Source organism: Bacteroides sp. Phil13, from assembly GCF_001940965.1.
Classification (GTDB): domain Bacteria; phylum Bacteroidota; class Bacteroidia; order Bacteroidales; family Bacteroidaceae; genus Bacteroides; species Bacteroides intestinalis.
In genome coordinates, this window is sequence record NZ_MSHA01000042.1 from 12702 (window position 1) to 38893 (window position 26192).

Annotated in this window: 26 protein-coding genes; 14 read left to right on the forward strand and 12 right to left on the reverse strand. The window is 42.3% G+C overall.

The annotated features are described in order from the left end of the window. Positions 1-223: 223 nt before the first annotated feature. Positions 224-1366: an OmpA family protein gene (locus BWI44_RS07170; RefSeq protein WP_118216017.1), complete on the forward strand. Its 1143-nt coding sequence runs from the start codon at positions 224-226 to the stop codon at positions 1364-1366. Between the two features lie 120 nt (positions 1367-1486). Further along, complete coding sequence (locus BWI44_RS07175) at positions 1487-2710, forward strand: NAD(P)/FAD-dependent oxidoreductase (protein WP_195210049.1); 1224 nt, start codon at positions 1487-1489, stop codon at positions 2708-2710. Between the two features lie 247 nt (positions 2711-2957). Here BWI44_RS07175 and BWI44_RS07180 read toward each other — a convergent pair whose 3' ends face one another. Beyond that, a complete protein-coding gene (locus BWI44_RS07180; protein ID WP_286812628.1) occupies positions 2958-3164 on the reverse strand; it encodes a hypothetical protein in 207 nt (68 codons plus the stop codon). Positions 3165-3227: 63 nt separating this feature from the next. Next, positions 3228-3578 (reverse strand): YtxH domain-containing protein, encoded by a 351-nt coding sequence (locus BWI44_RS07185; protein WP_118216014.1) that lies wholly within the window; start codon positions 3576-3578, stop codon positions 3228-3230. A 682-nt stretch (positions 3579-4260) separates the two neighbouring features. Between BWI44_RS07185 and BWI44_RS07190 the strand changes: the two genes are divergently transcribed. Continuing rightward, on the forward strand, positions 4261-4776 hold the full coding sequence (locus BWI44_RS07190; RefSeq protein ID WP_007665883.1) for an outer membrane protein: 516 nt from the start codon (positions 4261-4263) through the stop codon (positions 4774-4776). A gap of 238 nt (positions 4777-5014) precedes the next feature. Here BWI44_RS07190 and BWI44_RS07195 read toward each other — a convergent pair whose 3' ends face one another. Together BWI44_RS07195 and BWI44_RS07200 are read right to left on the reverse strand one after the other, a co-directional pair. Then, positions 5015-5938, reverse strand: coding sequence for a YihY/virulence factor BrkB family protein (locus BWI44_RS07195; protein WP_118216013.1), 924 nt, complete (start codon positions 5936-5938; stop codon positions 5015-5017). Between the two features lies 1 nt (position 5939). After that, positions 5940-7385: an alpha-amylase gene (locus BWI44_RS07200; protein WP_118216012.1), complete on the reverse strand. Its 1446-nt coding sequence runs from the start codon at positions 7383-7385 to the stop codon at positions 5940-5942. Positions 7386-7685: 300 nt separating this feature from the next. Here BWI44_RS07200 and BWI44_RS07205 point away from each other — a divergent pair, with 300 nt between their 5' ends. Then, positions 7686-8759, forward strand: a complete 1074-nt coding sequence (locus tag BWI44_RS07205) for a mechanosensitive ion channel family protein (protein ID WP_016272765.1) — start codon at positions 7686-7688, stop codon at positions 8757-8759. Positions 8760-8917: 158 nt separating this feature from the next. On the opposite strand, the gene BWI44_RS07210 is transcribed toward BWI44_RS07205, so the two are convergent. Further along, entirely contained in the window at positions 8918-10204 is a 1287-nt protein-coding gene (locus tag BWI44_RS07210; protein WP_195210052.1) for a histidine-type phosphatase, read from the reverse strand. 454 nt (positions 10205-10658) lie between these two features. On the opposite strand from BWI44_RS07210, the gene BWI44_RS07215 reads away from it, so the two are divergent. The 6 genes from BWI44_RS07215 to BWI44_RS07240 all read left to right on the forward strand — a co-directional run bounded on the left by BWI44_RS07215 (position 10659) and on the right by BWI44_RS07240 (position 13538). Continuing rightward, positions 10659-10916 (forward strand): GlsB/YeaQ/YmgE family stress response membrane protein, encoded by a 258-nt coding sequence (locus BWI44_RS07215; protein ID WP_016278377.1) that lies wholly within the window; start codon positions 10659-10661, stop codon positions 10914-10916. Positions 10917-10945: 29 nt separating this feature from the next. After that, complete coding sequence (locus BWI44_RS07220) at positions 10946-11242, forward strand: YtxH domain-containing protein (RefSeq protein WP_120129981.1); 297 nt, start codon at positions 10946-10948, stop codon at positions 11240-11242. An 83-nt stretch (positions 11243-11325) separates the two neighbouring features. Next, positions 11326-11598: a hypothetical protein gene (locus tag BWI44_RS07225; protein ID WP_016272768.1), complete on the forward strand. Its 273-nt coding sequence runs from the start codon at positions 11326-11328 to the stop codon at positions 11596-11598. Positions 11599-11776: 178 nt separating this feature from the next. After that, a complete protein-coding gene (locus tag BWI44_RS07230) occupies positions 11777-12730 on the forward strand; it encodes a manganese catalase family protein (RefSeq protein ID WP_044534897.1) in 954 nt (317 codons plus the stop codon). A 267-nt stretch (positions 12731-12997) separates the two neighbouring features. Next, entirely contained in the window at positions 12998-13288 is a 291-nt protein-coding gene (locus BWI44_RS07235) for a YtxH domain-containing protein (protein ID WP_195210053.1), read from the forward strand. A 58-nt stretch (positions 13289-13346) separates the two neighbouring features. Continuing rightward, positions 13347-13538 (forward strand): hypothetical protein, encoded by a 192-nt coding sequence (locus BWI44_RS07240; RefSeq protein WP_016278380.1) that lies wholly within the window; start codon positions 13347-13349, stop codon positions 13536-13538. Between the two features lie 184 nt (positions 13539-13722). Here BWI44_RS07240 and BWI44_RS07245 read toward each other — a convergent pair whose 3' ends face one another. The 7 genes from BWI44_RS07245 to BWI44_RS07275 form a co-directional block, all read right to left on the reverse strand. Continuing rightward, positions 13723-16053, reverse strand: coding sequence for a DUF4906 domain-containing protein (locus BWI44_RS07245; RefSeq protein ID WP_195209853.1), 2331 nt, complete (start codon positions 16051-16053; stop codon positions 13723-13725). An 11-nt stretch (positions 16054-16064) separates the two neighbouring features. Then, the gene (locus BWI44_RS07250; protein ID WP_195209899.1) at positions 16065-16871 is read right to left on the reverse strand and encodes a FimB/Mfa2 family fimbrial subunit; all 807 of its coding nucleotides are present in this window, start codon (positions 16869-16871) and stop codon (positions 16065-16067) included. A gap of 121 nt (positions 16872-16992) precedes the next feature. Further along, a complete protein-coding gene (locus tag BWI44_RS07255) occupies positions 16993-18126 on the reverse strand; it encodes a fimbrial protein (RefSeq protein WP_195209854.1) in 1134 nt (377 codons plus the stop codon). A 39-nt stretch (positions 18127-18165) separates the two neighbouring features. Next, on the reverse strand, positions 18166-19683 hold the full coding sequence (locus BWI44_RS07260; RefSeq protein ID WP_195209855.1) for a DUF3868 domain-containing protein: 1518 nt from the start codon (positions 19681-19683) through the stop codon (positions 18166-18168). Positions 19684-19765: 82 nt separating this feature from the next. After that, complete coding sequence (locus BWI44_RS07265) at positions 19766-20341, reverse strand: DUF3575 domain-containing protein (RefSeq protein WP_195209856.1); 576 nt, start codon at positions 20339-20341, stop codon at positions 19766-19768. Positions 20342-20360: 19 nt separating this feature from the next. Beyond that, positions 20361-20735, reverse strand: a complete 375-nt coding sequence (locus BWI44_RS07270) for a hypothetical protein (protein ID WP_195209857.1) — start codon at positions 20733-20735, stop codon at positions 20361-20363. A 451-nt stretch (positions 20736-21186) separates the two neighbouring features. Then, on the reverse strand, positions 21187-22122 hold the full coding sequence (locus tag BWI44_RS07275; protein ID WP_195209858.1) for a tyrosine-type recombinase/integrase: 936 nt from the start codon (positions 22120-22122) through the stop codon (positions 21187-21189). Between the two features lie 380 nt (positions 22123-22502). On the opposite strand from BWI44_RS07275, the gene BWI44_RS07280 reads away from it, so the two are divergent. The 4 genes from BWI44_RS07280 to BWI44_RS07295 all read left to right on the forward strand — a co-directional run bounded on the left by BWI44_RS07280 (position 22503) and on the right by BWI44_RS07295 (position 26185). Then, positions 22503-22955: a hypothetical protein gene (locus tag BWI44_RS07280; RefSeq protein WP_044532340.1), complete on the forward strand. Its 453-nt coding sequence runs from the start codon at positions 22503-22505 to the stop codon at positions 22953-22955. A 354-nt stretch (positions 22956-23309) separates the two neighbouring features. Continuing rightward, complete coding sequence (gene rhuM / locus BWI44_RS07285; RefSeq protein ID WP_115502989.1) at positions 23310-24707, forward strand: RhuM family protein; 1398 nt, start codon at positions 23310-23312, stop codon at positions 24705-24707. A 157-nt stretch (positions 24708-24864) separates the two neighbouring features. After that, positions 24865-25782 carry a helix-turn-helix transcriptional regulator gene (locus BWI44_RS07290; RefSeq protein WP_117691524.1) on the forward strand — a complete coding sequence of 306 codons (918 nt, stop codon included), beginning with the start codon at positions 24865-24867 and terminating at the stop codon, positions 25780-25782. 73 nt (positions 25783-25855) lie between these two features. Beyond that, a complete protein-coding gene (locus BWI44_RS07295) occupies positions 25856-26185 on the forward strand; it encodes an HIRAN domain-containing protein (protein ID WP_044532394.1) in 330 nt (109 codons plus the stop codon). Positions 26186-26192: the final 7 nt, after the last annotated feature.

The following is a 26192-nucleotide window of genomic DNA, read 5'->3' on the forward strand; positions in this document are numbered from 1 at the left end:
TCTATGATGTACTTTCACTGCCAATACAGGTTTCTGGCACCCTCCGACTTCTTAAATAGATGTTAAATCCATTTCTATTTTTCGAACCATCCTTTTTAACGGGCTGTTTTTTAAACAAAGGTTATGACAAAGTAATTCATTAGATTATGCACAGTCATAACTACACAACAGACAGTACAACGTGTGTGACATATTTATTGTATTACTATTAATTTATTTAATTATGAAAAAATCTATCTTTGTTTTAGCACTAAGCATGAGTATTCTTACCATGCATGCGCAAAATGACCGTACGGCCCTTGAAGGCACACGCCCTGGTGATAACTGGTCTATTGAACTGAAAGCTGGTGCTGTAACCCCTTTGACTCACAGCTCCTTCTTAAAAAATGCCCGACCGGCCTTCGGATTCGGAATCGGAAAACAACTTACTCCTATATTCGGTCTAGGTATTCAAGGTATGGGATATGTAAATACCTCAGCCAGCAAAACTGCATTTGATGCTTCCGAAGTGAGCTTACTCGGTAAAGTCAACCTGATGAATCTCTTTGGAGGTTATATGGGCGAACCACGCATTTTTGAAATCGAGACTCTGACAGGTATCGGCTGGCTACATTACTATCAGAATGGCCCCGGTGATACAAATTCCTGGTCTACACGCCTTGGTCTAAACTTGAACTTCAACCTAGGCGAGGAAAAAGCATGGACACTCGGTATCAAACCAGCTATCGTATATGATATGCAAGGAGACTTCAGCAAAACTAAAAGCCGTTTCAACGCCAACAATGCCACTTTTGAACTGACTGCCGGACTGACCTACCATTTCATGTGCAGCAACGGCTCACATCATTTCACAACAGTGAAGCCTTACGACCCAGTAGAAGTAGGCGAGCTAAATGATGCAGTCAACCGCCTGCGGTCGCAACTGAACGACAAGGACATGCAACTGAGCAATGCCGTACAACAGGCCAACAACTTACAAAAGGAATTGGCAGATTGCAGAACCCAAGCTGCCAACATAGAAACCGTGGTAAAAACCAACCGCATTCCAGAATCCATCATTACCTTCAGACAAGGAAAGTCTGTGGTTGATGCTTCCCAACTGCCTAATGTGGAACGTGTAGCCATTTACATGAAAAAACATCCCGAAGCTAAAGTCGTCATCAAAGGATATGCCTCTCCCGAAGGTAACCTCGCTTTCAATGAGAAACTGGCAAAAGCACGTGCTCAAGCTGTGAAGTCTATACTTGTAAAAAAATACAAGATTAACGACACCCGCATTACCGCCGAAGGACAAGGAATCGGTGATATGTTCTCCGAACCGGACTGGAACCGTGTCAGCATCTGTACTATCGAAGAAGGCAAATAATCTACTACCGTAAACGGAAAGCAAATTTCAATAAAACGGCTTTCCCATTTCTCACTCCCCCCTTACTTCACTCCTGTTTCTCAACAGGAAGAAAGTAAGGGGGAATTAACAAAATATATTATGGACTTACATTCAGGTTTACCCTATTGGATCGTCAGAAATTCCCTATTGGACTATTTCCACCCTTTGGAGGATGATCTGTCAACAGATATCGTCATCGTAGGTTCGGGTATAACAGGCGCTTTGATGGCACACGAATTGTGTCGTGCCGGAATAGAATGTTGCGTGATTGACAAACGCAGCATCGCAACCGGAAGCTCTGCTGCAAGTACCGCTTTACTACAATATGAAATAGACGTACCTCTCTGCCGGATGGCAAAAATCATCAGCGAAGAAAATGCAGCAACCGCCTATCATGCATGCCTGCAATCCATTTCTGATATAAAGAAAGTACTAAAGGAAACAGGTGTCGATGCCGGATTTGAGCAATTGTCCAGCGTCTTTTATGCCAGCTGCTCGGCAGACAACAAACTTCTGGAACAAGAATACGAAATACGGCAAAAGCATGAATTGCCGGTCAATCTGCTCAAAAAACAAGAAATCAGAAAACGATATAAGGTGAAAGTGCCCGGCAATGCCCTGGTGAATGAAACATCCGCACAGATGGATGCCTACAGAGCTGCAACCGGACTGCTCACCTATCATATGAAGGAGAACGGTCTGAAGGTCTTTACCCATACCAACATAAAAAAGTGCACTGAAACATCTGATGGCTGTATCATGATAACAGACAAAGGAAATAAAATTAAGTGCGGATATGTAATCGTAGCCACCGGATTTGAGGCCGGACAATTCCTTCCCCAAAAAATTATGGATTTGACTTCTACTTATGCACTCATATCACATCCGGTAGCCCCCGAATATCTCTGGCCGGAACATTACCTGATTTGGGAAACAGCCGATCCATATCTTTATATCCGTACCACCGACGGAAACCGTATTATTGTAGGTGGTGAGGATGAAAAGTTCAGCGATCCAGAACACCGTGACTCACTACTCAGAAAGAAAATCCGTATCTTGGAGAGAAAAATCAGAAAACTATTCCCCGATATCCCTTTCAAAACAGAAATGGCATGGTGCGGTACCTTCAGTAGCACCAAAGACGGGCTACCTTTCATCGGCAATTGGCCCGGCAAGGAACGAATATTTTTCGATCTGGGATATGGCGGAAATGGAATCACTTTCAGCATGATCGGAGCGCAAATAATTTGTCATAAGCTGCAAGATATCAAAGATGAACGTAGTCACGTTTTCGGCTATGATAGAATCGAAAAATATTGGTAAGACAGACAAGAAGAAAATACCTCTCTCTGTGCATTCTTTTAGGTACGGATTTCACGGTTTTAATTTACCCCGCGTAATCCGTACCTAAAATATTATCATAATGACAAGTCTCATATACTTTTGACATTACCTTTGTATACTCCTATACAAACATCCCAAAACAAAAATAAATCGGTCACTTCTATCAACCAACACATTTTTATTTTGGGATATTCCTATCTATTCAACATAAACAGCTATGTGACCATCAATACCTTTCAAGACCGGTGCCCAGCCACTGTGCCATACGAAGCTTACCATAAAAGTAATAGAACAACAATCCTACCCAACTGGTCAAAACTACCAGGATAATGGCTATTAACCTTCTTTTCGCCGGCGCATGAATACACCATATTTCTAGAGTAGCTTTGATAGTTAAGACCAATCCTATAATCCATATTACAAATCCAATCATAATTCTTCTTTATATAAGATATTACTACTAACAGAATGATATATAAAAAAATCAATTAAGTTTTCACTTGCTTCTTTTTTTTACATCTTCATACCCTTCCTTTATTTCTGTCTTGGCCTTTTCAGCTCCTTGTTTGACATCTTTCTTCGCATCTTTCAATGCGTCCTTTACAGCATCAGCGCCATCTTGAACTTTATCGGCTGCCTTATCCACTACAACTTTTCCGGTATCCGCCACTTTTTCCTTAGCTTCATCTAACAGGTCTTCCGTCTGACCGGTTATCTTATGAAAAGCGTTAAATACTTTTTCCTTCAATTTCTTGGCTTTTGAAGTACGTGAGAAACGATAAGCCAGAGTACCGATGACCGTACCTATTCCCAGGCCGATCCATAAACTAGAATTTCTATTTTCCATAATTAAGTTGGTTTTAAACGATTAAAATAATTAAAGTTCAATTTTCTTTCTGTTATAAGTCCCGATAATAATGTACCATAAAAAATACATAAACTATTTTTTAAAGTAACACACTCAGTTCTGAAATTTACATGTAAATATATAGATAGATATATCATCCGCTTATTTCCAATATAAAGGCATATCCTGCGATCCTTTATTTTATTATCACTTTACCTACCTGCGGGAACTTGAAAAGAAATAAACGATTGCCCCGATGACAGAACTGGCTATTAGCCTGATCCGCAAATCAAAACTTAGACTTTTCATGGCTGTAGATTTTAATAATGAAACAATCCTGATATTTTATCCTTTCGTAACAATGCAGGTTCAGTCAGTTACGACAATGTAATATACCACTTGCTCCTTTCTCTACAAACTGGCAATTCAAATGTAACCAACTTTAATCCCTGCCATATACTAAAAACACAGCATTAAAAAAAATGGTTCGGGGCATAAAAACGGAATTAACATCATTTTTTGCTTTATAAAAAATTGAGAAAAGCGCTCGTATCTTAACATCAAAAATCTTTGTATATGTAACAATATATAGCAAACAAATGTAAGCAAACGTTTGTTATTTCCATTAAAAGGAGATCATTCTTCTTTTAAATAAATATTTTATTAACTAAATGCCTTAATTATGAAAAAATTATTCTTGCTGGCCATGATTGCATTGGCATCTGTGGGCATAAATGCCCAAACAGTTAAAGGTGAAGGCTCTTTGATGGGCAACATCGGTTATCAAACGAACTATGAGAGGTTCGGTTTGGGAGTACAAGGACGTTACGCGATAGCGAATAATCTCCGGATTGCTCCGGATGTAACTTTCTATTTTCCTAAAGACAAGATTACCGGATTGGATGTGAGCGTGAATTTCCATTATGTATTCAATTTCAAGAAAGACGGTCAGGGATTTTCCGTATACCCTCTTGCAGGCATCGGCATGCAAAATAATTTCTATGGGAAAAAGAGTATGGAAGTAGACGGTAAAGAAATAGAAATAGACCGAAGCAACTCCACCAAATTCGCCTTTAATCTGGGAGGGGGTATTACACTACCTATCTCCGAACGTAGTTATCTGAATGCCGAGGCTAGGTTTATGTTTGCCAAGGATGACAATGTAGCTATCATGCTGGGATATGGGTACAGATTCTAATGAACTACCCCAAAAAGTTTGACAGTAAATTGTTTACTCATTTGAGAAAGAGTCCGATATTGCATTGGGCTCTTTCTCTTTTACCCCAAAAAGAAATTCTTAACCACGGTATTATTTAGATGATTACTTTTACGGGGGTATACTTTGTATGACATGATATTCTTTAAGTCGTTTATGATATCCCCCAGTACTAATATTACTATTATTGACCGGAATGCAAAACAAGGGCCTCCACTTGTCAAGGCTCACGTACTTCAACCATTTTCGTTGCTACCGCATATTCATCCGGGAAAATTTTGCTTCCCATTTCATTAGCCCATGCTTTAGTGAACTCTGCACCTGCGTAGACAATAATGGCAGAATAATAAATCCATGTAATAAAAACAACCATGAATGCCGCTGCACCATAGATAGTTCCTACATTCGCAATTCCGATGTAAAAGGATATTCCCCATTGCCCTACCAACAATAATAGCGTTGTCACTACAGCTCCAATAAAAACATCCTTACTTTTTATTTTTGCATCAGGCAGAACCTTAAAAATCAATACAAAAATAATAACTGTAACACCTATGTTTAATACTTGTCCCACAACTTTCACAATAAACCCTGCCACTTCCGGATAGCTGGCCATAAACTTATTGCTCAAGTCTCCAATAATATTGGTTATACTAAATGTTATCAGAAGCACGAAAGCAAATACTAAAATTATCGAGAATGAAAGTAACCGATTCTGAATATATTTCAGCCAACTCTTCTTTGGCACGGCCTTTATTCCCCAAATCGAATTTAAGGAACTTTGTATTTCTGCAAAAATGGTAGTAGCACCAAATATAGAAATTCCCAGGCTAACAATAGCTGCAGATGCGGAAGAGTCCGTTCTTTCTGCATTTTCTATAATTAAGCGAAGTGCCCCAATTACCTCCGCTCCCACTATCGGTTCCAACTGAATATACAACTGATTAGCCAAATCCATATGCAAAGCTACCCCAATAGTAACTAAAAGAGAAAGAAAGGGGATAATTGAAAATAGTGTCGCATAAGCTAACGATCCGCTTAATCTAGTGACACTATCATCAATAAACCCTTGTCCGGTATCCTTTACAATCTTGATTAATAAGGATAGGCTTAACTTTTTCTTTCCTATGAATTGTTCCGTCATCTCATGCTTTTTTTACCCAAACAGCAAGATTACGCGCATCCACAGAGAACTCTCCATTTCCTTCTTTATCCAAAGTTACTTCATCCGGAATACTTCCGGTAATTTCGCACCACACTTCACCTGCATGTTCTTTCCCTAAACACATCGTTTTACTTCCCGCTTCATCATTCGAGATTAAAAATACCAAGCCTGAATTAACATGTTCCCCATCTCCTGTACGAATAAAGCCTACGGTTGATGGATGGTCGAAATAATCAACTTGATCACCATACGCATACTTTTTCCTTGCATTCAATAGAATATCTATAATTTTAGTATGTGGCGATTTCTCTCCTTTCACCCCATAATAATCACCATAGAACAAACATGGATAACCATCCTTCATCATAAAAATAAGACCATATGCCAATGGCTTGAACCAATCTTCAACCTGTGATTCCAAAGAACTTCCATGCTGCGAATCATGATTATCAACAAAAGTCACAGCAAGTTCACAATGGTGCTCCACTAAAGTATTCTTCAGAATATTCCGCAAATCATAATCTTTTCCTTCTTGTGATGCCTGAAACATATTATAATGTAACGGAACATCAAACAAGTTAACTTTATGCCCTACTGCTTCCAGATAATTATCCAATCTTTCCAAGTCACCGTTCCAATATTCTCCCACAGCATAGAAGTCATCACCTCTCTCACTTCTTACCGTATCCAGAAACTGTACAACGAACTGATCTTTCATATGCTTAATTGCATCCAAACGCATTCCATCAAGATCAAGTTCATTTGAAACCCATTTGCCCCAACGATTCAGTTCGGCGACAACCTCAGGGTGATCTAGGTCAATATCATTACATAAAAGAAAATCGTAATTGCCATTCTCTCCATCTACACCATCACTCCAGGCTTTTCCTTCTCCTTGAATCTGAAATATACCACTTCGCTTTCGAGCATCATCAAATCCAGTCCCGGAAAAATGATAATAATGCCACTTAAAATCCGAATATTTATCTTTACGTCCATGAAAGCTATATCCGGTCCATCCTTGTATTTCATAAGGTTTCCCCAAAGCTTTATTTCTTTGATCAGGATCTACTTCCACCACCATAAACTTTTCCGTAAAATCACCACCTGCTTTATGATTCAAAACGACATCCAGATATACAGCAATCTTATTTTTGTGAAGTTCATCAATCATCTCCTTCAATTCATCTTTCGTTCCGTATTTAGTCCTCACAGTTCCTTTTTGTTCAAACTCACCCAAATCATACAAATCATAAGTAGCATATCCTTCATCCTGCTGTTCATCTGCTTTATATGCAGGTGGTATCCAGATCGCTGTCACACCTATTTCATGTAGATGCGACGCATCCTCTCTCAACTGTTTCCACAACTTTCCGTCATTCGGAAGATTCCACTCAAAATACTGCATCATTACTCCATTTTCCATAACTATTTAATTTAAAATTGATGAGTAACTTAACAAAATAAATAATAAGATAGTTCCCACTATAAATGTAAATTATAGTTTAGTAAGAAAAAAGTATAACACAACATCACATTAAGCATTATAAAAACGCCTCCAATGTTTTTAACCATCTCCAATGGAGTAATGCAAATTATCTTAATATTTCTTTTCATATACATAATTTACTTGATTATGAATAGGAATTTTTCTTTATCCGTTTGTTTTTACATAATCCAAAATCAAGGATATTCCATAAAATGTTTAATTAAAAAATTTCCAGCTATGTTAGAAAGAGAAATCTGGGGAAATACTTTAGAAGACTGGGGTATTTCCATACTTATTATTTTAGGAACAATTGTTTTGATGAAGTTAATATCATTCTTCAGCAGAAAAGTACTCAATCCATTTATCACCCGTACCAATAATCGGCTGGATGATATAATTTATTATTCTTTAGAATCGCCCGTCAAGTTTGCAATTATGTTATTAGGTATTTGGATAGCTATTCACAGGCTTGTTTCTCCGGATAGTTTTGTAAAAGTAATAGATAATGCTTACAAGATACTGATTATTCTGGATATCACATGGATATTTGCCCGATTATCCAGTAGTTTATTGCAAATCTACTGGGGACGACAATCGGATGGACAAAACAACAAAATGATGCCCATTATCAGACGGACAATACTGGTCATTGTGTGGATAATCGGTCTTGTAATGGCCTTAAGTAATATTGGAGTCAATATTGGTGCATTATTAGGTACTCTGGGTATTGGAGGTATCGCATTTGCCTTAGCAGCCCAAGACACTGTAAAAAATGTGTTCGGCGCTTTCACTATATTGACAGATAAGCCTTTCAACATAGGTGATACGATTCGCGTGGATAATATCGAAGGTACTGTGATTGATGTTGGAGTTCGAAGTACAAAAATCATGGACTACAATAAACGTATCATCACTTTCCCTAATTATAAAGTTACAGATGCTTCTATCATAAATATCTCTTCCGAACCGATGCGTCGAGTCGTCTTGAAACTTGGATTGACATACAACACAACATCTGAAAAAATGAAAGAAGCTTTAAATATACTGAAAGCCATTCCTAAAAGAATAGAAAATGTATCTTCCAAACCATCAGATACCACAGCTGTTTTTACAGAATACACAGACTCTGCACTGAACATCATGTACATATATTTTATAGAAAAACAGGGAGATATTTTAATGGTAACTTCAAATGTAAATATGGAGATTCTAGACTCATTCAATAAAGCAGGCATTGATTTCGCATTCCCAACACGAACGATTTACGTTGAGAAGGATGAATTGGCTGATTTGGCAAAAGAGAAAAAATAGTACGCACACTTTATCCTCAAATCACCCCACTAATATAAATCCAATGTAACAAAAAAAATCCCGACGGTATATAATGATTTCTATACCGCCGGGATAATACAGATACTTTTTCAATTCTATCACAATCATACCACACCAATACTCAACCCATATCTACCTTATTTACAATCATCTGAAAAAGATTCAAGTACCTTTTTCGCCATTTCAACCCGTTTCTTTAAATACATGCAGACAGTTTCCCATCGATAATAAGGAAAACGGGAAGTTGAAACAGGAAGTGTCATTTCTTTTTCATTCAAAAGAAATTTCACCCATATTTCTCGAGCCTTGTCATGATAAAAAATCCACTGTACATTAGCAGCCATCGGAGCAATCTCATAATCTTTCCAATATTTAGATACAGAATCAAGAACAACAACTTTAACATCCGTTCCTTCTATACCCATTAATGCTACAAAAGGAATAACTGTCTCTGCATGAGCAAAACGAAAGTTCGCCCTGGTATCCGACTTGCCCTTTATCACTTCATCAGCTGAATGAATAAATTCTGATAGCAGAGGCCATGCAATTGCAACAGGCAACATTCGCCCAACCGGCGAAGAACTTTTACTCATATATTGTCGCAAATTCTGAGTCTGCCAGTAATTATCCCATTCACCTATTGTGAAAAGACCATCCAAATTTATCGGAGTACCTGTATCTGGTAGTATGGCAGCAATGGAGAATAAAGCCATGACAAATTCCTCTGCCTCCTTATCTGTTTCCTGCCCTGATTCCAGAAAGAAGTTTTTCATAACAGAAGCAGGAGAAATCTTTCGTCGCATAAAAGTCTCGTATATAGGACGCCAATCACCATTTTCTTTATAATCAACATAAGATTGGTTTAAATCGAAGAAACGAAGAATATCATTATATTGCTTCCCTTCATTGCGTTGTATGTGTAAAGAAGAATTAAACTCCACCATACAAGCAAGAAATGCATCCATACTATGTATGCAACGGGGAACATTTGTCGCAATTGCCTGCACTTTGGCAGAATCACTGAATAACTGTGGATAGCGTTCTATCATACGTCTGGCAATACCCCGTTGTTCCTCCTCTCCCACCACTGATAACTTCCCCCATTGTCCGTCAAAAGTTTCCGATAGATTCTGTATTGTAGAAAGCAAGGTTACCCCTCCTGATGTTAGCCTATTTTCTCGCTGAGCCAATTCCAAAATCTCCTTCACTCTATTCAAAGCCTTTCCTGAAGTTGGAAAACGCGCTCCATGTCTTCCCAGATGATTAATATAAAACGGAACCATACTATCCTGAAAAAAGCCAAACGAGTCTTTCACAACAGGATACGGCATGGCTGTCCCTGCGTATTGCTTTATCCTATCCTGTCCCCATAAGATGGAAACGGGGCAAAACATAAAAATTCCAATTAACAATAATCCTTTCATATCATAAATTTTATATGTGTAGATTATAACGATGAAAGAAGGATTATGTTTACTTATAAACAACTCTGAGAGAATTCAATACCATAGTATCAAGGCATCTTCGGTTGTTATACATCTTCAGCCAACGGCCATCAGAAAGAACGACATATGGAGTTATATCATTTATTATCAAAATATTAAGCCACAACTTTTATCTATTACAAGTTTGAAATATTGACTGCATGACATAGTTACCTGGCAATAAAACACTACAGAGGATAAACATATAAACAGTACTAATATGGCCAGCCAGCCTATTATTAAAATGAAAATTGTTGTTAAATCCTTTTTTACACCCAAACCATTTTCTTACACAGCATGTTTTTTTTTCAAAACGGGACCGATGGTTTTCCGTCTAATATGATTCCTCAAGCCATCTGTTCCAACAGTATTATTTTAACTAAAACTTAATATTATGTATTTTATTTGGTACATTATCATTGGAATCGTTGCCGGACTCATAGCCGGCAAGATTATGAGAGGAGGCGGTTTCGGACTTCTCATTAACCTACTCGTAGGTATTGTAGGTGGCGTATTGGGTGGCTGGGTATTCGGCTTGTTGGGAATTACTACCACAGGCCTTCTGGGTAGCCTTTTCACCTCTGTTATCGGTGCAGTTCTATTATTGTGGATCATATCCTTCTTTCGTCATCCCAGAAGAACTGATATTTAATTTTTTATTAACCTAAACCCTTTTTAATTATGGAAACTAGTAAATCTAACTTTTTGATTGGGCTGGCAATAGGTTCGGCTATCGGAGCACTTGCTCAACGTTTTTCACGTACGGCAAAAGCCAAGATGCTAAAAAAGAAAATTCACAATGCCATGGCAAAGATTGCCGATCGTGCTGAAAGCCTTGCAGAAACCGTGAGAGACAAAGCACTGGATGCAGGGACCAAAACCGCCGATAAGGTTGCAGATGCGACCTTTGACGTTGCCGAAAAGGCTGACACCCTGAAAAGTAAAGTCCATGCAGCTGCTTTAGAAGCCAAAAAATAGGCTACTATAACAAGCAACTAAAATTACGGGATGTATTTTCAATGCTTCCCGATCCATTTCACCTGAATTAATGATTAATGAATATGAAATGGAACAATAAATGCCAATATACTCCCGCATCCCTGCGGGAAAAGAGTTATGAAGAATTGTACACGCTATGCCTGTCCGCCTATACAGAGGGCCGTACGGATGAGAGGAATAAAAGCTTGGAAGCGTATAGACTCAGGTGCAGCTGTCTGTTCGGAAACAAATGTATGGACTCTTCCCTTTCCGTGGGAGTGCGGAAAAGGATATGCGACGGAAATTGTCATTATATAAAGAAATATATGTCTGAACTGGACAAACTGGAGGAATAAAATTTATTTTCTCCGATCCTTTCTCATTTATATCTCTACCGACAACTTTACCCTCTTGACTTGATTGGACAAACCTCTTCCGGTCTGTATATACGGCCCGGCAAGGATATTCCTATCTTTAATATACAGATGTACATCTAAAATTAACCTGAATTATTAACTTAAAAATGAATCTGTTATGTTTTACCATGTAAAAGATCTTCAGTTCAATGCCCGTGTATCACAGCCGGATCCTCGTTTTGCTCGTGTGATGCTTGAGGCATTCGGAGGGGCCAACGGTGAGTTGAAATCCGCTCTACAGTATTTTGTACAGGCATTCAGTTGCCATAACCCCTACCCTGACAAATATGACATGCTCATGGATATTGCCACTGAGGAGTTCGGTCATCTTGAAATCGTAGGTGCAACCATCCAGATGCTCCTCGGACCAGTAAACGGAGAAATGAAGGATGTGTTGGAAGATACTCCTCTGCGTACCATGATGGAAGGAAAAGCAGGCAAAGAGGATCTTATCCACCAAGCCTTCACCAATCCTGCCTTTCTGGTAACAGCTCCCGGCAGTCCCGTACTGACCGATAGCAACGGGAACCCATGGTGTGCCACCTATGTATCGGCCAATGCTGACCTGACAGTGGACCTGCGTTCCAACATGGCGGGTGAAGCACGTGCCAAAATAGGTTACGAAAACCTTATCCCACTTACGGATGACCCACTTGTAAAAGAAACGCTCACGTTCCTTATGACTCGCGAAGTGACCCATTTTCAACAGTTTGAGGCCGCTCTGGAAACTATTCAGCCTAACTTTCCTCCGGGAGTATTCCAAACATCCCCCCGATACAGCAACCTTTATTTTAATGATTCCAAAGGAAAGGAAACCCGCGGACCATGGAACGAAGGCAAAAGTACGAGGCTCAAAGAAGAATGGCAATATATTGAGAATCCACTGGAGGAAGTCAGAAGTACCGACGGATTACTCCAACGTAAACCTGAAGGCACCAAACGTACGGAAAAGGAAGTACGCCAAACAGATGAAAAACTAGCCAAGGAACGGAGCAGCGAGATACTCTCCCATATCCCTAAAGGAGAAATGCGTTGGTGTGAATATGGAAATGCTAAGAACGGAAACAAATAAGACTTCCGGTTCTACTATTGTTTAACTTAAAAACTAAATTTTATGACAACAAAGAACGAAAAAAAACAGATGGAAGCAAAGGGTAGCAAAAAGTGTACCCAAAGCAAAGCTAAAGAAAGTAAGCCTGCTGCTTCAAACAAAAAATCGGAGAAGAAATAACTTGATCTTCCGACAGTATGAAGTCTAAATCTTCATCCCGGTGGAGAACTGGTTTCTCCACCGGAAATCCTAAAGCATATTGTATAACAAGCAAAAATAGAGAACTATATGAAAAAGATAATGTTTATCACACTAACAATTTTATTTGCACTGTCCGCGCCATCCTGTCGGGACAAAAAAGAACAGAACCGGACAGAACAGCAGATTGAAAATGCAAAAGAAAACGTAAATGACGCATTAGACAAGGCCTCTAACAAAATAGAGGATGGTGCCGACAAAGTCAAAGATGCCTGGAAAGAAACCAAGAAAGACGTGCAACAAGGTACGGAAAAGGTAAAAAAAGAAGTAAAAAAGGATTATAATAAAGCTAAAGATGAAGTAAAAAAGCAGCTTGATTAAGACTGTCATATAAACCTTTATATCTCGATTTACTATCTCTCATTTAATTTATACAGGTATGAATATTCTTGCTATTTGGGTCGTTGGAATAGTTCTGACTATAAGATGCGCCTGGGAAATAGGTTGCCTGAGAATACCGAAAGAAAAAAAACTTATGGCAATCCTGCTGGTAGTCCTTACAAGCTGGATAGGAGCATTCCTCTATACTTTCTTCTTTAAAGAGAAGGTAGGAGCATGGCTAGACAGGTAATGACGAAAACCAAATTGGTAAGATATTCGGGTGTTTAAAGTTCTAATAAGAAAAGGACAGTGCGTGATGCATAGTCCTTTTGAATTAGATAATTACTTATCTATAATAAGGCTATGTTTATTAAAGTATACAAAAGCCACATTCCTATCCACATCTTTATAGTCATCCGCTTGAACGTATTTACTTATAAAGATGTTTTTTTGACACAACGCACAGGAAATGCGCTCGCCCTGCCAACAAAGTTAACAGGCAATACAGCTTCATTATTTGATAGAAAAAAAGTGCTGTGAGGCAATGAATTAGCTCGTGTAGGAGCTGATGACCATGCTGAACAGAAATAACCAACATTGTATAGTTTTCCATCCAAACCATATCGATAGCCAGCAGCCGGATAGAAAGCTAATGCTCCTGAAGTTCCGGATATATAAAAACGGCGGCCGAAAACCGGAGCACTCTTAAAACCATTTTGAGGCACAACACTCCAATTCTTCTTATCCTCTGTTGGAGAGTTGTAAAAAGAGGCATCTTCTGTAGAATAATCGCTGGTGGCACTCTCTGAGATTGTAGTTGTGAAATTAGTCCAAGTATCCTGAGGGGGAACACACCAACCCAAAGGACAGGGATCATAAATTGTCTTACCTGTGAATTTAGTGTCAAATAGTAGCGTTGTTGTAGCACTATTAAAGTCACTCCCCCATAACTTATCGGAAGCCTCACATACCGATGTTGTTAATAGAGCACCATATATCCAGTTTCCAGTTCCATCCGTATATGTAACAAAGGTCAATGGATGATTGATTGTATAATTTATCATAGTTGTCATTACACTATATGATGGTATTTCATTATTCTTTACGCAATTGCCAATAATCTCGTCAGTACCAATACATGTCCCGTTTGTGTCATATATTTCTATGTTCCCAGCTTTATCCTTAAGAGGAGGAAATGGATCTTTACGACCAAATTGATAATAAAGACCAAATGTTTTCGCAACAGCATCTGCATTAGAAGCAGTATTATCCGCCGCACCTATATCACGATCCATCATAATCAAATTACGGGAAGTCAAACTATTGTAATAGAGAAAAGGATTCATTATTCTTGGATTCGTCTTATACGTTTGTGTAGGCATTTCCGCCAAATTAAAATGAGTTTTCCAGATATGCCAGCTCCACAATACGTTGCCACTTCTGTCTTTTACTGCAATCACCGCATTCCCTTCAGCTGTCGGACCGGTTTTGAAATAGACATATCCGTCTTTTAAAATCACTCCTTGAATGATTTTCCCATGGCCATTCGTTTCCCAAACGAGCTCTGTACTTGCAGGGCTGATTGCAGCATTAGCCGCCAAAGCACTTCCGGTTGGAGAAATCAGTGCTGCGGTGGCAGCTCCATTTCCTCTCACCGTAGCTTTAAACTTATACCATGTGTTTACCTTTTTAGCAAGATAACAATTTGCCGTACCTGCACTACTCAAATCTTCTGTCCCCGCAAAATCGACAACAACCCTTGTATCTGTTGCCGCAACGTCATTCAAAGTAATGTCATACCTATAATTACCATTCCGTTTGATATTAAAGTCACTCGTATTGTTCTCGCCAAGATACACGGTCCACGTCACGGTTACAGCACCCACCAATCCATGAATGACTACGTAAGTAGCTTTGGCAGGTGCATTGGCAGTCGTTTTATCCTTCTGGGCGGAAATGGATTTAGTCCCCCTACGGTTCTCAAACATATAAAAAGTCTTGTTCACCGAAGTTGCTCCGGACGTAGTGATAACACCGCTTTCTTTCCAATGTGCGGCAGTAGCAGTCTGAACGGCATCTTCCGATGCGCGGGCAATATAATAGGAAAGTGAAGGGGTATTCTTTACGGAATAATCCGTAATGGTAATCCCACTGCTTTCTTTCACCTTGATTTTCAACTCAACTCGTGCAACCATGCGGGTCAATACCAGTCGTGTTGATAAAGTCTGCGCTCCCGCCCTGATATTCACACTCTTCATGCTTCCGGTCATTAGCAAATTAGTACCTTTACCCAGGTCGTCCCAATTGGTAAGACTATATACCATACTTTTCAGATATGACTCCTTATGTATGGCATATCCCTTGAACAAGTCAGCCTTACCCGTATTAGCAACGGCATAGATGGTACATCCGGTAGCACTACGGGTATTCATGGTAACCGTAGAACTACCCGTCTGATATTTCTGACCGATCAGTTCTCCCGAACTGTTATACACCAGAATATGAAGATTACTGACCACACTCTCATTAATATCACGGGTAGCGATATTCACCAGTTCCTCACCCTGCACTTCCAGCCGGATGGTAGCAGGCTGGTCTTCCTCCACACCTATAGCCTCCATATCCTCTTCCGGTTGGCAGGAACTGCACACGGCCGCCATCGCCAGTAGCGTGCCCAGCATGAACAGCACGAAAAGCACTTTCCAGCAGAATGGAACAGGCTCTTCCTGCCTACGGTATACTCTGTATTCAAATAACCTGATCATTGTATTCTTGCTTACATTTCCACATCCTGACTGACCGTACCCCAGGGAACCACACTCGCAACGACCTGAACCTCCGCATAGCGGAAGTCAATATCTATATTGGTCTGTTTGCCCACAGGAGCATACAAAGGGCGGAATTCATTGTCTTCGGTGATAGTCAACAATTTCTCCCCTTTCCGGCAGATGTCAATTTCCAACGGCCTCCCCTCTCCGGTAGGGAAGATATGGAAAGGCGGCGCATAGACATCCCCTTTAGCGTCGGTAACGGAAGCCGGTTCATATCCGGCCCCGCTCCCGGCAGCCTCACCCGTGAAATCCATTTCCGTACTGGTGCAGTGCACTATGAAGCGGTACGCTTCACCCTTGTAAGGATAACGTTCGGAAAGATAACGCGTGCGTATGCTGAGACCCGCCACCATACGTTCCATTACAACCGTAATATCCGTTCCTTCCACACTCCGGGTCTCCGCCTCACCTATTTCCCTGCGGCAATAAAACAAGTCCGTGAGCGGAATATGCGTGCCGTGAGCATGCTGCCTAAGTTGAAGTTTTGCCTCCTTCAAGGGTGTGTCTGGCGCTATCTCCGTAGTAATCAGGGTATCTTCTTTCAGATTTCCCCAGGCTACCAGCGTGAGACGTTCGCCTTTGTCCTCTCCAAAATAAAAGTCCGAGAAGCCATCGGAGGGAATCATCCTGACGAACCCCTGCTCATTAAAGAGGTAGATATCCGATTTCTGCAAGGCCCCGCTTCCGGTGAGATCGTTCCCGTCAGCATCCACCGCGCGGACATGCAGTTCGTAACGGGCACAACCTTCCATATCCTCACGCACGCACGAGGTACAGCAGAGGAGAAAAAGAAGGAACAGAAAGACAGGGGAGATTCCGGATACTCGCATAGCTGCTACGGATTGGTTTATAATGTCAGTCTCGTATAAATTATCACTCGAAAGTTACATTTTGACTGATGGTGAGTGCCCAATCAGCAACAGTGACCGTGAGTTGCAGGGTGGCGGGGTCTATATCCGTGTTATCGTCGGGGGCGCCTTCACCCTTGATGACAGCGGTAAGCACGTAACGGGTATTAGCAGCTATACTGCCTTTGTCCGTACCCGCTCCTCCTGAAATGGTGGTGTTCGCCTGTTTCTTGTTAATAGTAATAGGATAATAACGGGCTATGGGAGCACTGGTAGAACCGCTCCCATCCGCATCAAACAATCCTTTAATGATAAGTTTAGTCGGCTTACTTGAGTCAACATTCGGAAATGTGTAGAAGTAGTACGGGGTAGTAAGCTCTGCATTGGCTGTATGGCCGGTCACCGCCTCGTACAGGTATTGGGTAACGACTGCACCCTCATGTCCCCCGTTAATGGGGGCACCGCCTGTCTTGTCCGCATTGACGGAACTGTCGACATTCTTCAGGTAAATCGCATCCACCTTGAACGTCGCGTCCTTGAACCGTCCCACCGGATCGAAAGCCGTCTTGACGCTGCTGATAGATACCCTCGCCACAAGACGGGACAGGGCTATGTTCGCCTCGGTTTCCGTTCCCGCCGTGAAATCCTTTCCGGTGGTACTTCCCAGCATCGGGAGGTTGTTGGCCTTTTGCGTATCCGTTGCCGCACCGGCTCCCGCAGCCTTGGTGGTTTCCGAAAGTAGCATCAGCTTGGCTTTGAAACCGGCAAGGTTGGTAACTCCCGCAAAAAGTCCTGTAGAGGCATTGGCCACCACGTAAATGGTCTGTCCGTTGCCGGGTTCGCAAAGCATCGTAATCTTCTTGCCGGTACCACCTGTTGCAGCCTTGATGTCATCGCCCGTGAATTCCCGCAGGGCATTGACAGGGTTGCCCGATGCTCCGGTGAATACAGCCACCGTCAGGCGGTTGATCTGGGATTCATCCGTGGTAGGCAAAGTCCCCGTAGCGCGGCTGTCAGCAGGGGTACCCACCAAGGTCAGTTCAAGTTTCGCAGTCTTTTCCTTCGGCTGAATTACATTCTCGTTTTCATCGCTGCCGCATGCGGACAGTGAAAGGGTGGCCGTTGCCAGCACCGCCCATAGGTAGTTACTCGTTTTCATATATTATACCGTTTATGGTTATTTTGTATTACCCATCTCTTAATTCTCTGCTTTTAATTTCTCCAATGCCTTAACCGCCTGTTCCACTCCGGCCGCGGCAGCCATCGTAAGGTACACCTCTGCCTTGTCACGGTTACCTTCGAGCAGGCAGAGGATGCCCATATTGTTATAAGCCATCGGGAGGGTGGCGAAACGTTCCAGATACCCGCGTGCCCTGGACAGTTCCTTTTTGCTCAAGGCAACCGCAGCGGCATTGATGTTGGCTTCCGGACTGTCCGGGAAAAGTCGGGCAGCAAGGTCAAGGACGTCATTATATTCGGTGGAGCCTGCCGGATAGCTGCCGGCTACGGCGAAGAACTCGTTCAGGCGCAGGGCGCGCTGCTTTCCGCTGCGCAGCAGTTGGAGGCTTTCGGTAGCATCCAGAGGCTTACGCGTATATTCTATCCGGTAGTCCACGCGCATCACCGCCGGGAATATCTTCTCCGAGAGATACCTGTAAGGCTTGCCGTCAGCAAGAGACATCAGCATACGTTCGCGGCCTTTGGAGATCTCCACATTATCAATAAGGTCGAGGGTGGCATCTTTCAGCATCATATCGCTTCCCCGAACCAGGCTGGTGATCGAGTCCCAGTCTTCAGGAATCCAGTCCACTTCCAGCAGGGCTTTGCCCGACAGACGGTTTTCACGCAGGTATTCCTTCAGCTTAAGAGCACGTATCAGGGCGTTGGTCTCGTTCTTCTTCAGGTTACCCACGGGCGCGCCATAGCCCGTTACGCGGACTTTAGCCAGTTCCGTGCCCGTCTCCTGACGTACATCACGAAGAGCGTCACGAAGACGGTAGTAAATCTCGAAGTTCTGCTTTTCCTCGGAGAGTTCACCCAGTTGCTTGCCGTCCTTCCGGTCTTCCTCCCGTTCAAAGTACGGGATAGAACCTGTGATGCAGTGCAGCGTGTCCTTGTCCGGTGCGGGCTGGATGAAATTCACCAATGAAAGGAAACCGACGTCGGTGCCCGCATCCCACGGGGATGTCCTCAGCTTCGGCAGGCGGAGGCCGTCCGCTATCTTATCCTCGTAAATATCCCCTTTCTTCCCGTGGCAGGCACATTCCTGAGAGCGAAGCAGGAGGACGGCCTGTTCCATCCACTCTTCGTAAGGGATAGAAACCTTATAGGTAAACGCGCGGGAGACCGCAGCGTCGTCACGGATTACGACTGCCGGAATGGGCGAAGTACGCGCCTTGCCGTTACGTTTGCCCGCGGACAATGCCTGTGTACGCTGATACACTTTCTGTTTCTCCGCACCGTTGATGAGGACGGAGGGGAGTTCCTGTTCGGATTCACCGCTTTTAAGCACGGGAGTCACGGTCAGGGATTCGTCAGAAGGCATTTGCAGGCTTTCGAAGTCTACGGAAAGTTCCACGTTCAGGTGTCCGTCAGTCAGCGAGAAATGCTGTCCGGTGACAAACAGTTCTCCCCGGTAGAACTCCTGCCCGGGGCAGAAGCTGCATATGGCGAACAGAAGTGCCAATGTAAGAGGAATACGGATTAAGTTTTTCATGCTCTATGTTCAATTACAAATTACTAATTATAAACCGCTTTCAATTTTCATCTTCCAGCTCTCAACTCTCAATTCCCAACTCTCAATTTATCAGGTATACCAGCGATACCGAGGCACGGGTCGGAGCCATGAAGTTTTTATGACCGCCGCCGGTCTGCTCGCCGCAATGCAGGCAGCGGTAGCGTTCATAGCCCGAGTGCAGGAATCCGACACCGAGGCTTGCCTCGATGCTCCAACGGGGTGAGAGGATGAAGTGGTAGCCGTATGATACGCCCAGTCCCAGGAAGTCACCCTCGTATCTTGAAGAGCGGATGCCCTTGAAGAGTCCAAGCGGGAGTTTCAGGCCGCCTACATTATATACCCCGTACATCAGGTGCGCGCCGAAGAAGTGGCCACCGAAGGGCTGGCACATCCAGTAACGAAGTTCAGGCTGTACGAACCAGTGTTTCCAGCGCTTGTCCCCACCTGCCGGAAAAGGGTTGTAGTGAAAACCCGCTTCCAGCGTGAACTGCTCGGAGAATTTGACTTCCACGGAAAGGTTGGGCGAGGAAAGCGTTCCCGTCAGCAGGTCGCTCTTCACGGCAAAGGTTTGGGAATGCAGGTCTGCAAGGCAGGACAGCAGCAGGAACAAGGGCAGTATGTAAGCGATGCTTTTCAAAGGATTCTTCGGATTACGTCTACAACTCAAACAGCTTGATTTCCTTCAGATATTCACGCGTGATATAGTTTACTATACCGAGTTTCTGCGCGGCTTTACCGTAGCGCATGTGGAACTCTTCAGTAGTGGGATGGTTGCAGTTCAGATGCTCGCCAGTGGCTTCGAGGATGTCGAGAAGGGAGACATCGGAGGATTCACGCGCGGGACTGTACGACCGTATACTACGGGGTTCTCCCTGGTCGGACAATTTGATAAGTCCGGCTCTTAGAAGCTTCGACAGCAGGATATCCAGGTCTTGCTCCATAAGACGGCAGGCGTCCGTACGGGCTGTGTCGCCTCCCGCATAGATGTCGTTGAGTACTGCAATGGCAGCTTGTGTCATGGGTGTTATCATGATATTTGTTGGGTTTTATCCATTACACACACCGACATTACCTTGTAGGTAACAGATACGCACAGATACGATAAGAAACAAGGCTCATAAAATCCCGGTATATATAAGAATTTATACGTACATACGGCTCACGGTGTACAATATCCTTTTCCCGTCTCCGAATTTCGGAAACGGGTAAGGGAATTTATATACGGATTTGAACGAACAAGTCGAAAAAACTCCTTTCCATCCCATATGCTGAAAAAGAAACTTGTAGAACCTGTAGTATTTGTTTCCTAATATAAATCGCCGGTTAATTAATCCATGTAAACAGGCAAATAAAACATCTTTCTCTTGGGAGTTAGAAATATATTATCTACTTTTGCGCCATAATCACATCTCCGTTACCTACAAGGTAATTTCCTGACATTACACTACATATCAACGAATTACCATTCATACCCGTATTAAGTCACCCCTTATATATGTAATTCATTATAACCTTATTCGCCCGGTCCATCCGGCTGTTTCCGAAGCCTTTCATATACCCCTCGGTAGTGGTTACGGAAGCGTGTCCAAGCCCTTCGGAAATGACCTCGATGGGAATGTGGCAATACCTGCCCACCGTAGCCCATGTATGCCTTGCACTGTACGAAGTCACTTTGCCCTGTACCTTCTTCCATAAGGCAAGCGCGCGCAGTTTACTGTTAAGCAGGCGCAATATCCGCTGGTAATCCCTGTAAGCGGCCATACCCTTCAGGTTCCCGTCCAGGAAACAAAGCAGGTAGGGCGAAGTGTCGTCCCGGTTCCGGTAGCGTTCCAGCAATTGCATGGCACGGCCGTCCACACGGGCGGATAGCGGCATACCCGTCTTCCGGCGGCGCAAGGTCAGATAGCCATCCTTCAGATCGGACTTCCGCAAGTGGGCAAGATCCACAAAGGGCATGCCGTGGAAACGGAACATCAGTTCCAGGCACGCGCGTGCCCATGCCATGCCGGGGGAAGTGATGTCAGGCTCCCTGTCCAACAGTAACTTCTGCATATCGTCCCGTTCCAGCACACGCCGGTGATCCACCTTACGCCCGGTGAACACGTCACGGAACTGGTGGGGGATGAAAGCCGCCAGTTTACGGACCACAGCCCGGTTATAAACCGCCTGGAGCATACGCATATAGGTCGAGACGGTATTCCACGCCAGACCCTTCCCACCCTTATGGAGCAGGTAACCCTCATAGGCCTTCAGCCACAAGGGCGTGATGCCGGACACGGGCAGCCCCTCGCCGTCGAAAGCCATCACCGACCGCAGCACGCTACCGCATACATGGGCGGTGCCATACTGCCCGTTCATTTCGAGTTCAGTGACCACCGAACTCATAAATTTGTTTAAATAGACTGTTTTCATATTCATTCATTTTTTCGCACGTTGTCGCACGCGAATATACTACGTCACAAACAGGCGGTAAAGACAAATGTTTCATTACAATACCATCTTTAAACACCGCCTTCCTATTTTGCCTGAGATGTTAATTTGACAGATATTTGCACCAAAGGTCAGAGGCGGATACTTTGACCCGTAGAGGAACCGTGCGTTCCTCTACGGGCAAGACACCCTTCCTCGTAGAGAAACGACCCGCAGGTCGTAGAGCAACATCGACATACCGTAATCATTGGATTTTCCATCGTTTGCCGGAGTAACACATCTGCCTTTTTCCACTGCTCCGAGGAACAATCCCCGCCACAGGGACACAAACGTATGGAAATATTTTTCACTTCAAAACAATATACAAAATGATTACAGTTACCATTCAGGTGAAGCCCTATCTCGCGGCTTACCTGCAAAGTGCATACGCGCACTGCACAGTGGAGGGTGCCATCCGTTTCACCAAAAATCAGAATCTTTACAGTTGCCTGCTACAGCTCACCACTCCCCGCCCAAAGGGCGTGTCATGGCGGGACCGGGGGAATGTCACCCTCTCTCTGCCCTGCCCCAGCGTGGGGAAAGATCCGAGGACTTATAATTATCTGGGAGAGGAGGCCGTGAAGGTTCTGGAGCAGGAAATCAACTATGAAATGAGAATGGATTATTACCGCTTCCTGCGCAGAAACAAGTTTAAGAACGGGATGATGTTCACAAGGGCCACGGAGCTGTATCTGGAAGAGCACGGGATGAGGGAACTTATACCGGAAGAGACATTGTTGAAGAGTTATTTCCTGTGGGTGAAGAAGGTGGAAAGAAAATAGAGCAGCAAGCCTTTGTTGTATAATACAGAATATGACAGATGCGAACATATTAAAAACATCTCCGAAAAGAAAAGATTCATTACTGTGTTAGATCATAGGTTAAAGAAAAAAGGAGGAGAACAGAGTATTACATAGTGAGGATGCAATAAGATAAACTATATCTATTGAAAACAGATAAATTCTTTTTCTTCCTTCATATAGTAAATTCTTTTTCTTAACTTTGTAGCATTATGTACACAAGTAAGTTGTACTAAATTTCGTTTCAAAATATGCGATTATCAATGATTCGTGATACATTATTGCCAAACTCATGTCTGGTGAGTTAAAAGTTAATGATTTAAATAGTTAACACATATGGGAGAGAACAAGATACCTGAAATGAAGCCTCAACTTGAGCTAATAAAGAAGTACAGTCAAAATGGAAAGGAATATTGGACTTCGCGTGATTTATGTGGAGCTATGGGTTATACGACCTATTACAGATTTGCTTCTGTAGTAAAGAAAGCTATTGCGATTGCTCAAGCAAAAGGAATGGATATAAACGACCATTTTCACCTTACTGTAGAAATGGTTAAACTTGGTTCCGGAGCATACAGAAATGTAGAAAACTTCCATTTATCAAGAATGGCTTGTCTTATCATTGCCGAAAATGCAGACTCCAAGAAAGCATTAGTACAACAAGCGCGTATCTTTTTCAAAAATCAGACAAGTTTATTTGAGCTAACCTCCAATAATCTATCCTCCAATATCTTACTCTATAAAACAAGTCAGGGAGAAGTAAAAATAGAAGTGATATTCAATAATGAAACCTTCTGGATGTCTCAAAAGCGGATGGCTGCTCTTTTTGGAGTAGATGTAAAGACAATCAATTATCATTTAGGACAAATATACGAGTCTGGAGAATTGCAAGAAGAAGCAACTATCCGAAAAATTCAGATAGTTCAGCAAGAAGGAGAAAGAGAAGTTGAACGTTCTCCTATGTTCTATAATCTTGATGCAATCATTGCTGTAGGGTACCGGGTAAATAGTTACCAAGCCACTCAATTCAGAATTTGGGCTACCGGAGTTCTAAAGGAATTTATCGTCAAAGGCTTTGCTATGGATGATGAACGCTTAAAACAAGGCCGCCATTTCGGAAAAGATTATTTCGATGATTTACTGCAACGTATCCGTGAAATCCGCACTTCCGAACGCAGGTATTACCAGAAAATAACAGATGTATATGCTGAATGTAGTGCAGATTACGATGCTAAATCAGAAATAACCAAACTGTTTTTCAAAATGGTACAAAATATGATGCATTGGGCAGTAACCCACCATACAGCAGCAGAATTAATCTACAATCGTGCTGATGCTGAAATGCCCCACATGGGGTTGACTACGTGGAAGAAAGCCCCTGATGGAAGAATACAAAAGTCAGATACAATAGTTGCCAAAAATTATCTGTCAGACAAAGAGGTATCACAGTTAGAACGTTTGTCATCCGCTTTTCTCGATTTTGCAGAGCTAAGAGCAGAGCAACAGCTCATCACGACCATGAATGATTGGAAAAACAAATTAAGCAATTTCCTAGCAATAAGCGACTATGAGGTTCTAAAACATTCCGGCACAATATCTAATGAGGAAGCACAAACGAAAGCTTTCTGTGAATATGAGAAATTTAAACTCATACAAGATCGTGAATATTTGTCAGACTTTGACAAGGAGCTAAAACGTCTGAAGGATAAAGGGCTTTTTAATGACGAAAATTAGCAATTTGAACCGCTAAATCCTCACCTTTACGCTTCTTCTTACGAGTATAAAGTTTCTGCGACAAATATAATAGTTTATTCTAAAAATCAGAGAAATAATATCTACATTTACGCATTAAAAGGATCTATCATCCAACAACTTAAAACAAAAAAACACAATGGACCAACCCAAACTCGAACGACTGCTGCATCTCATGATGCTACTAACAGCCAACACCCGATATACAGTAGATGAACTGGCCGAACGTATGGAAACATCTCCTCGTTCCATCTATCGCTATCTTGATACATTCAAAGCTGCCGGATTTGCTATTTACAAAGAAGGATCTCATATACGAATGGGTAAAGAATCACCCTTCTTTAAAGATATTTCCCAACTCATTCACTTCAGTAAGGAAGAGGCATACATGATTCATCAAGTGATTGAAGCTATTGATAACAATAATTTAATAAAACAAAACTTAAAACGGAAATTGGCGTCCGTCTATAATAGTAAAATCATTGCAGATTCTGTCATTAAAGGAAGAGATGCTGATAATATTCGAAACCTGATTGATGCTCATGAACAGAAAAGGATGGTTATTCTACACAATTACTCATCCGCTCACGGTCAAACCATTACGGACAGATATGTGGAGCCTTTTGCTTTCACCACCAATTATGTAGAAATATGGTGTTATGAACCGGATAGTCAACGCAATAAACTATTCCGCATTTCACGTATTGAATCCGTCGAAGTCACCACCACCACTTGGAAATATGAAGAATCACATCTGGAAGGTTTCACGGATATATTCCGCATGAGCAGTTACAAAGGAGACAAATTCCCCATTACATTACAACTAACCCGAAGGGCTTATAATCTGCTTATCGAAGAATACCCATTAGCAGAGCAAGACACACAACAAATATCACCCGACCATTGGTTGCTGAAAACACAAGTCAGTAATTTTATCGGCGTCACACGCTTTGTCCTTGGTTTGGCTGCCGATATTCAACTAATAGACTCACCGGAATTGAAAGAATACATTAAAAAATATGCTTCTAAGTATATAAATTCACTCATACAAGCCTAAAAAAATAGATTTGTGACAGAACCTGTCAAAACAAGTCCGTTCCTTTGTACCATCATACTCAAAATACAAAGTTATGGAAAGAAGACATTTCATTAATTTCGACATTGCCGGTTTCACCTATTGGGATGGAACATTGGCTTTTCAGGAACTCATTATCGGAACTAAACTGCAACTGAGAAGAGAAGAAGACAACAAATTTGCCCCCTATGCAGTAGCTATCTATTACAAAGATTACAAGTTAGGTTTTATCCCCCGTGATAAAAACAAGGAAATCAGTAAACTTTGCGAACAGGGATATACAGGTATATTCGAAGCGCGAATTAACCGGATTTCGCAGGACGAGCATCCGGAAAACCAAATTGGAGTCATTATATATATTAAAAAATGTAACGATAACAAGTAGAGAAGCT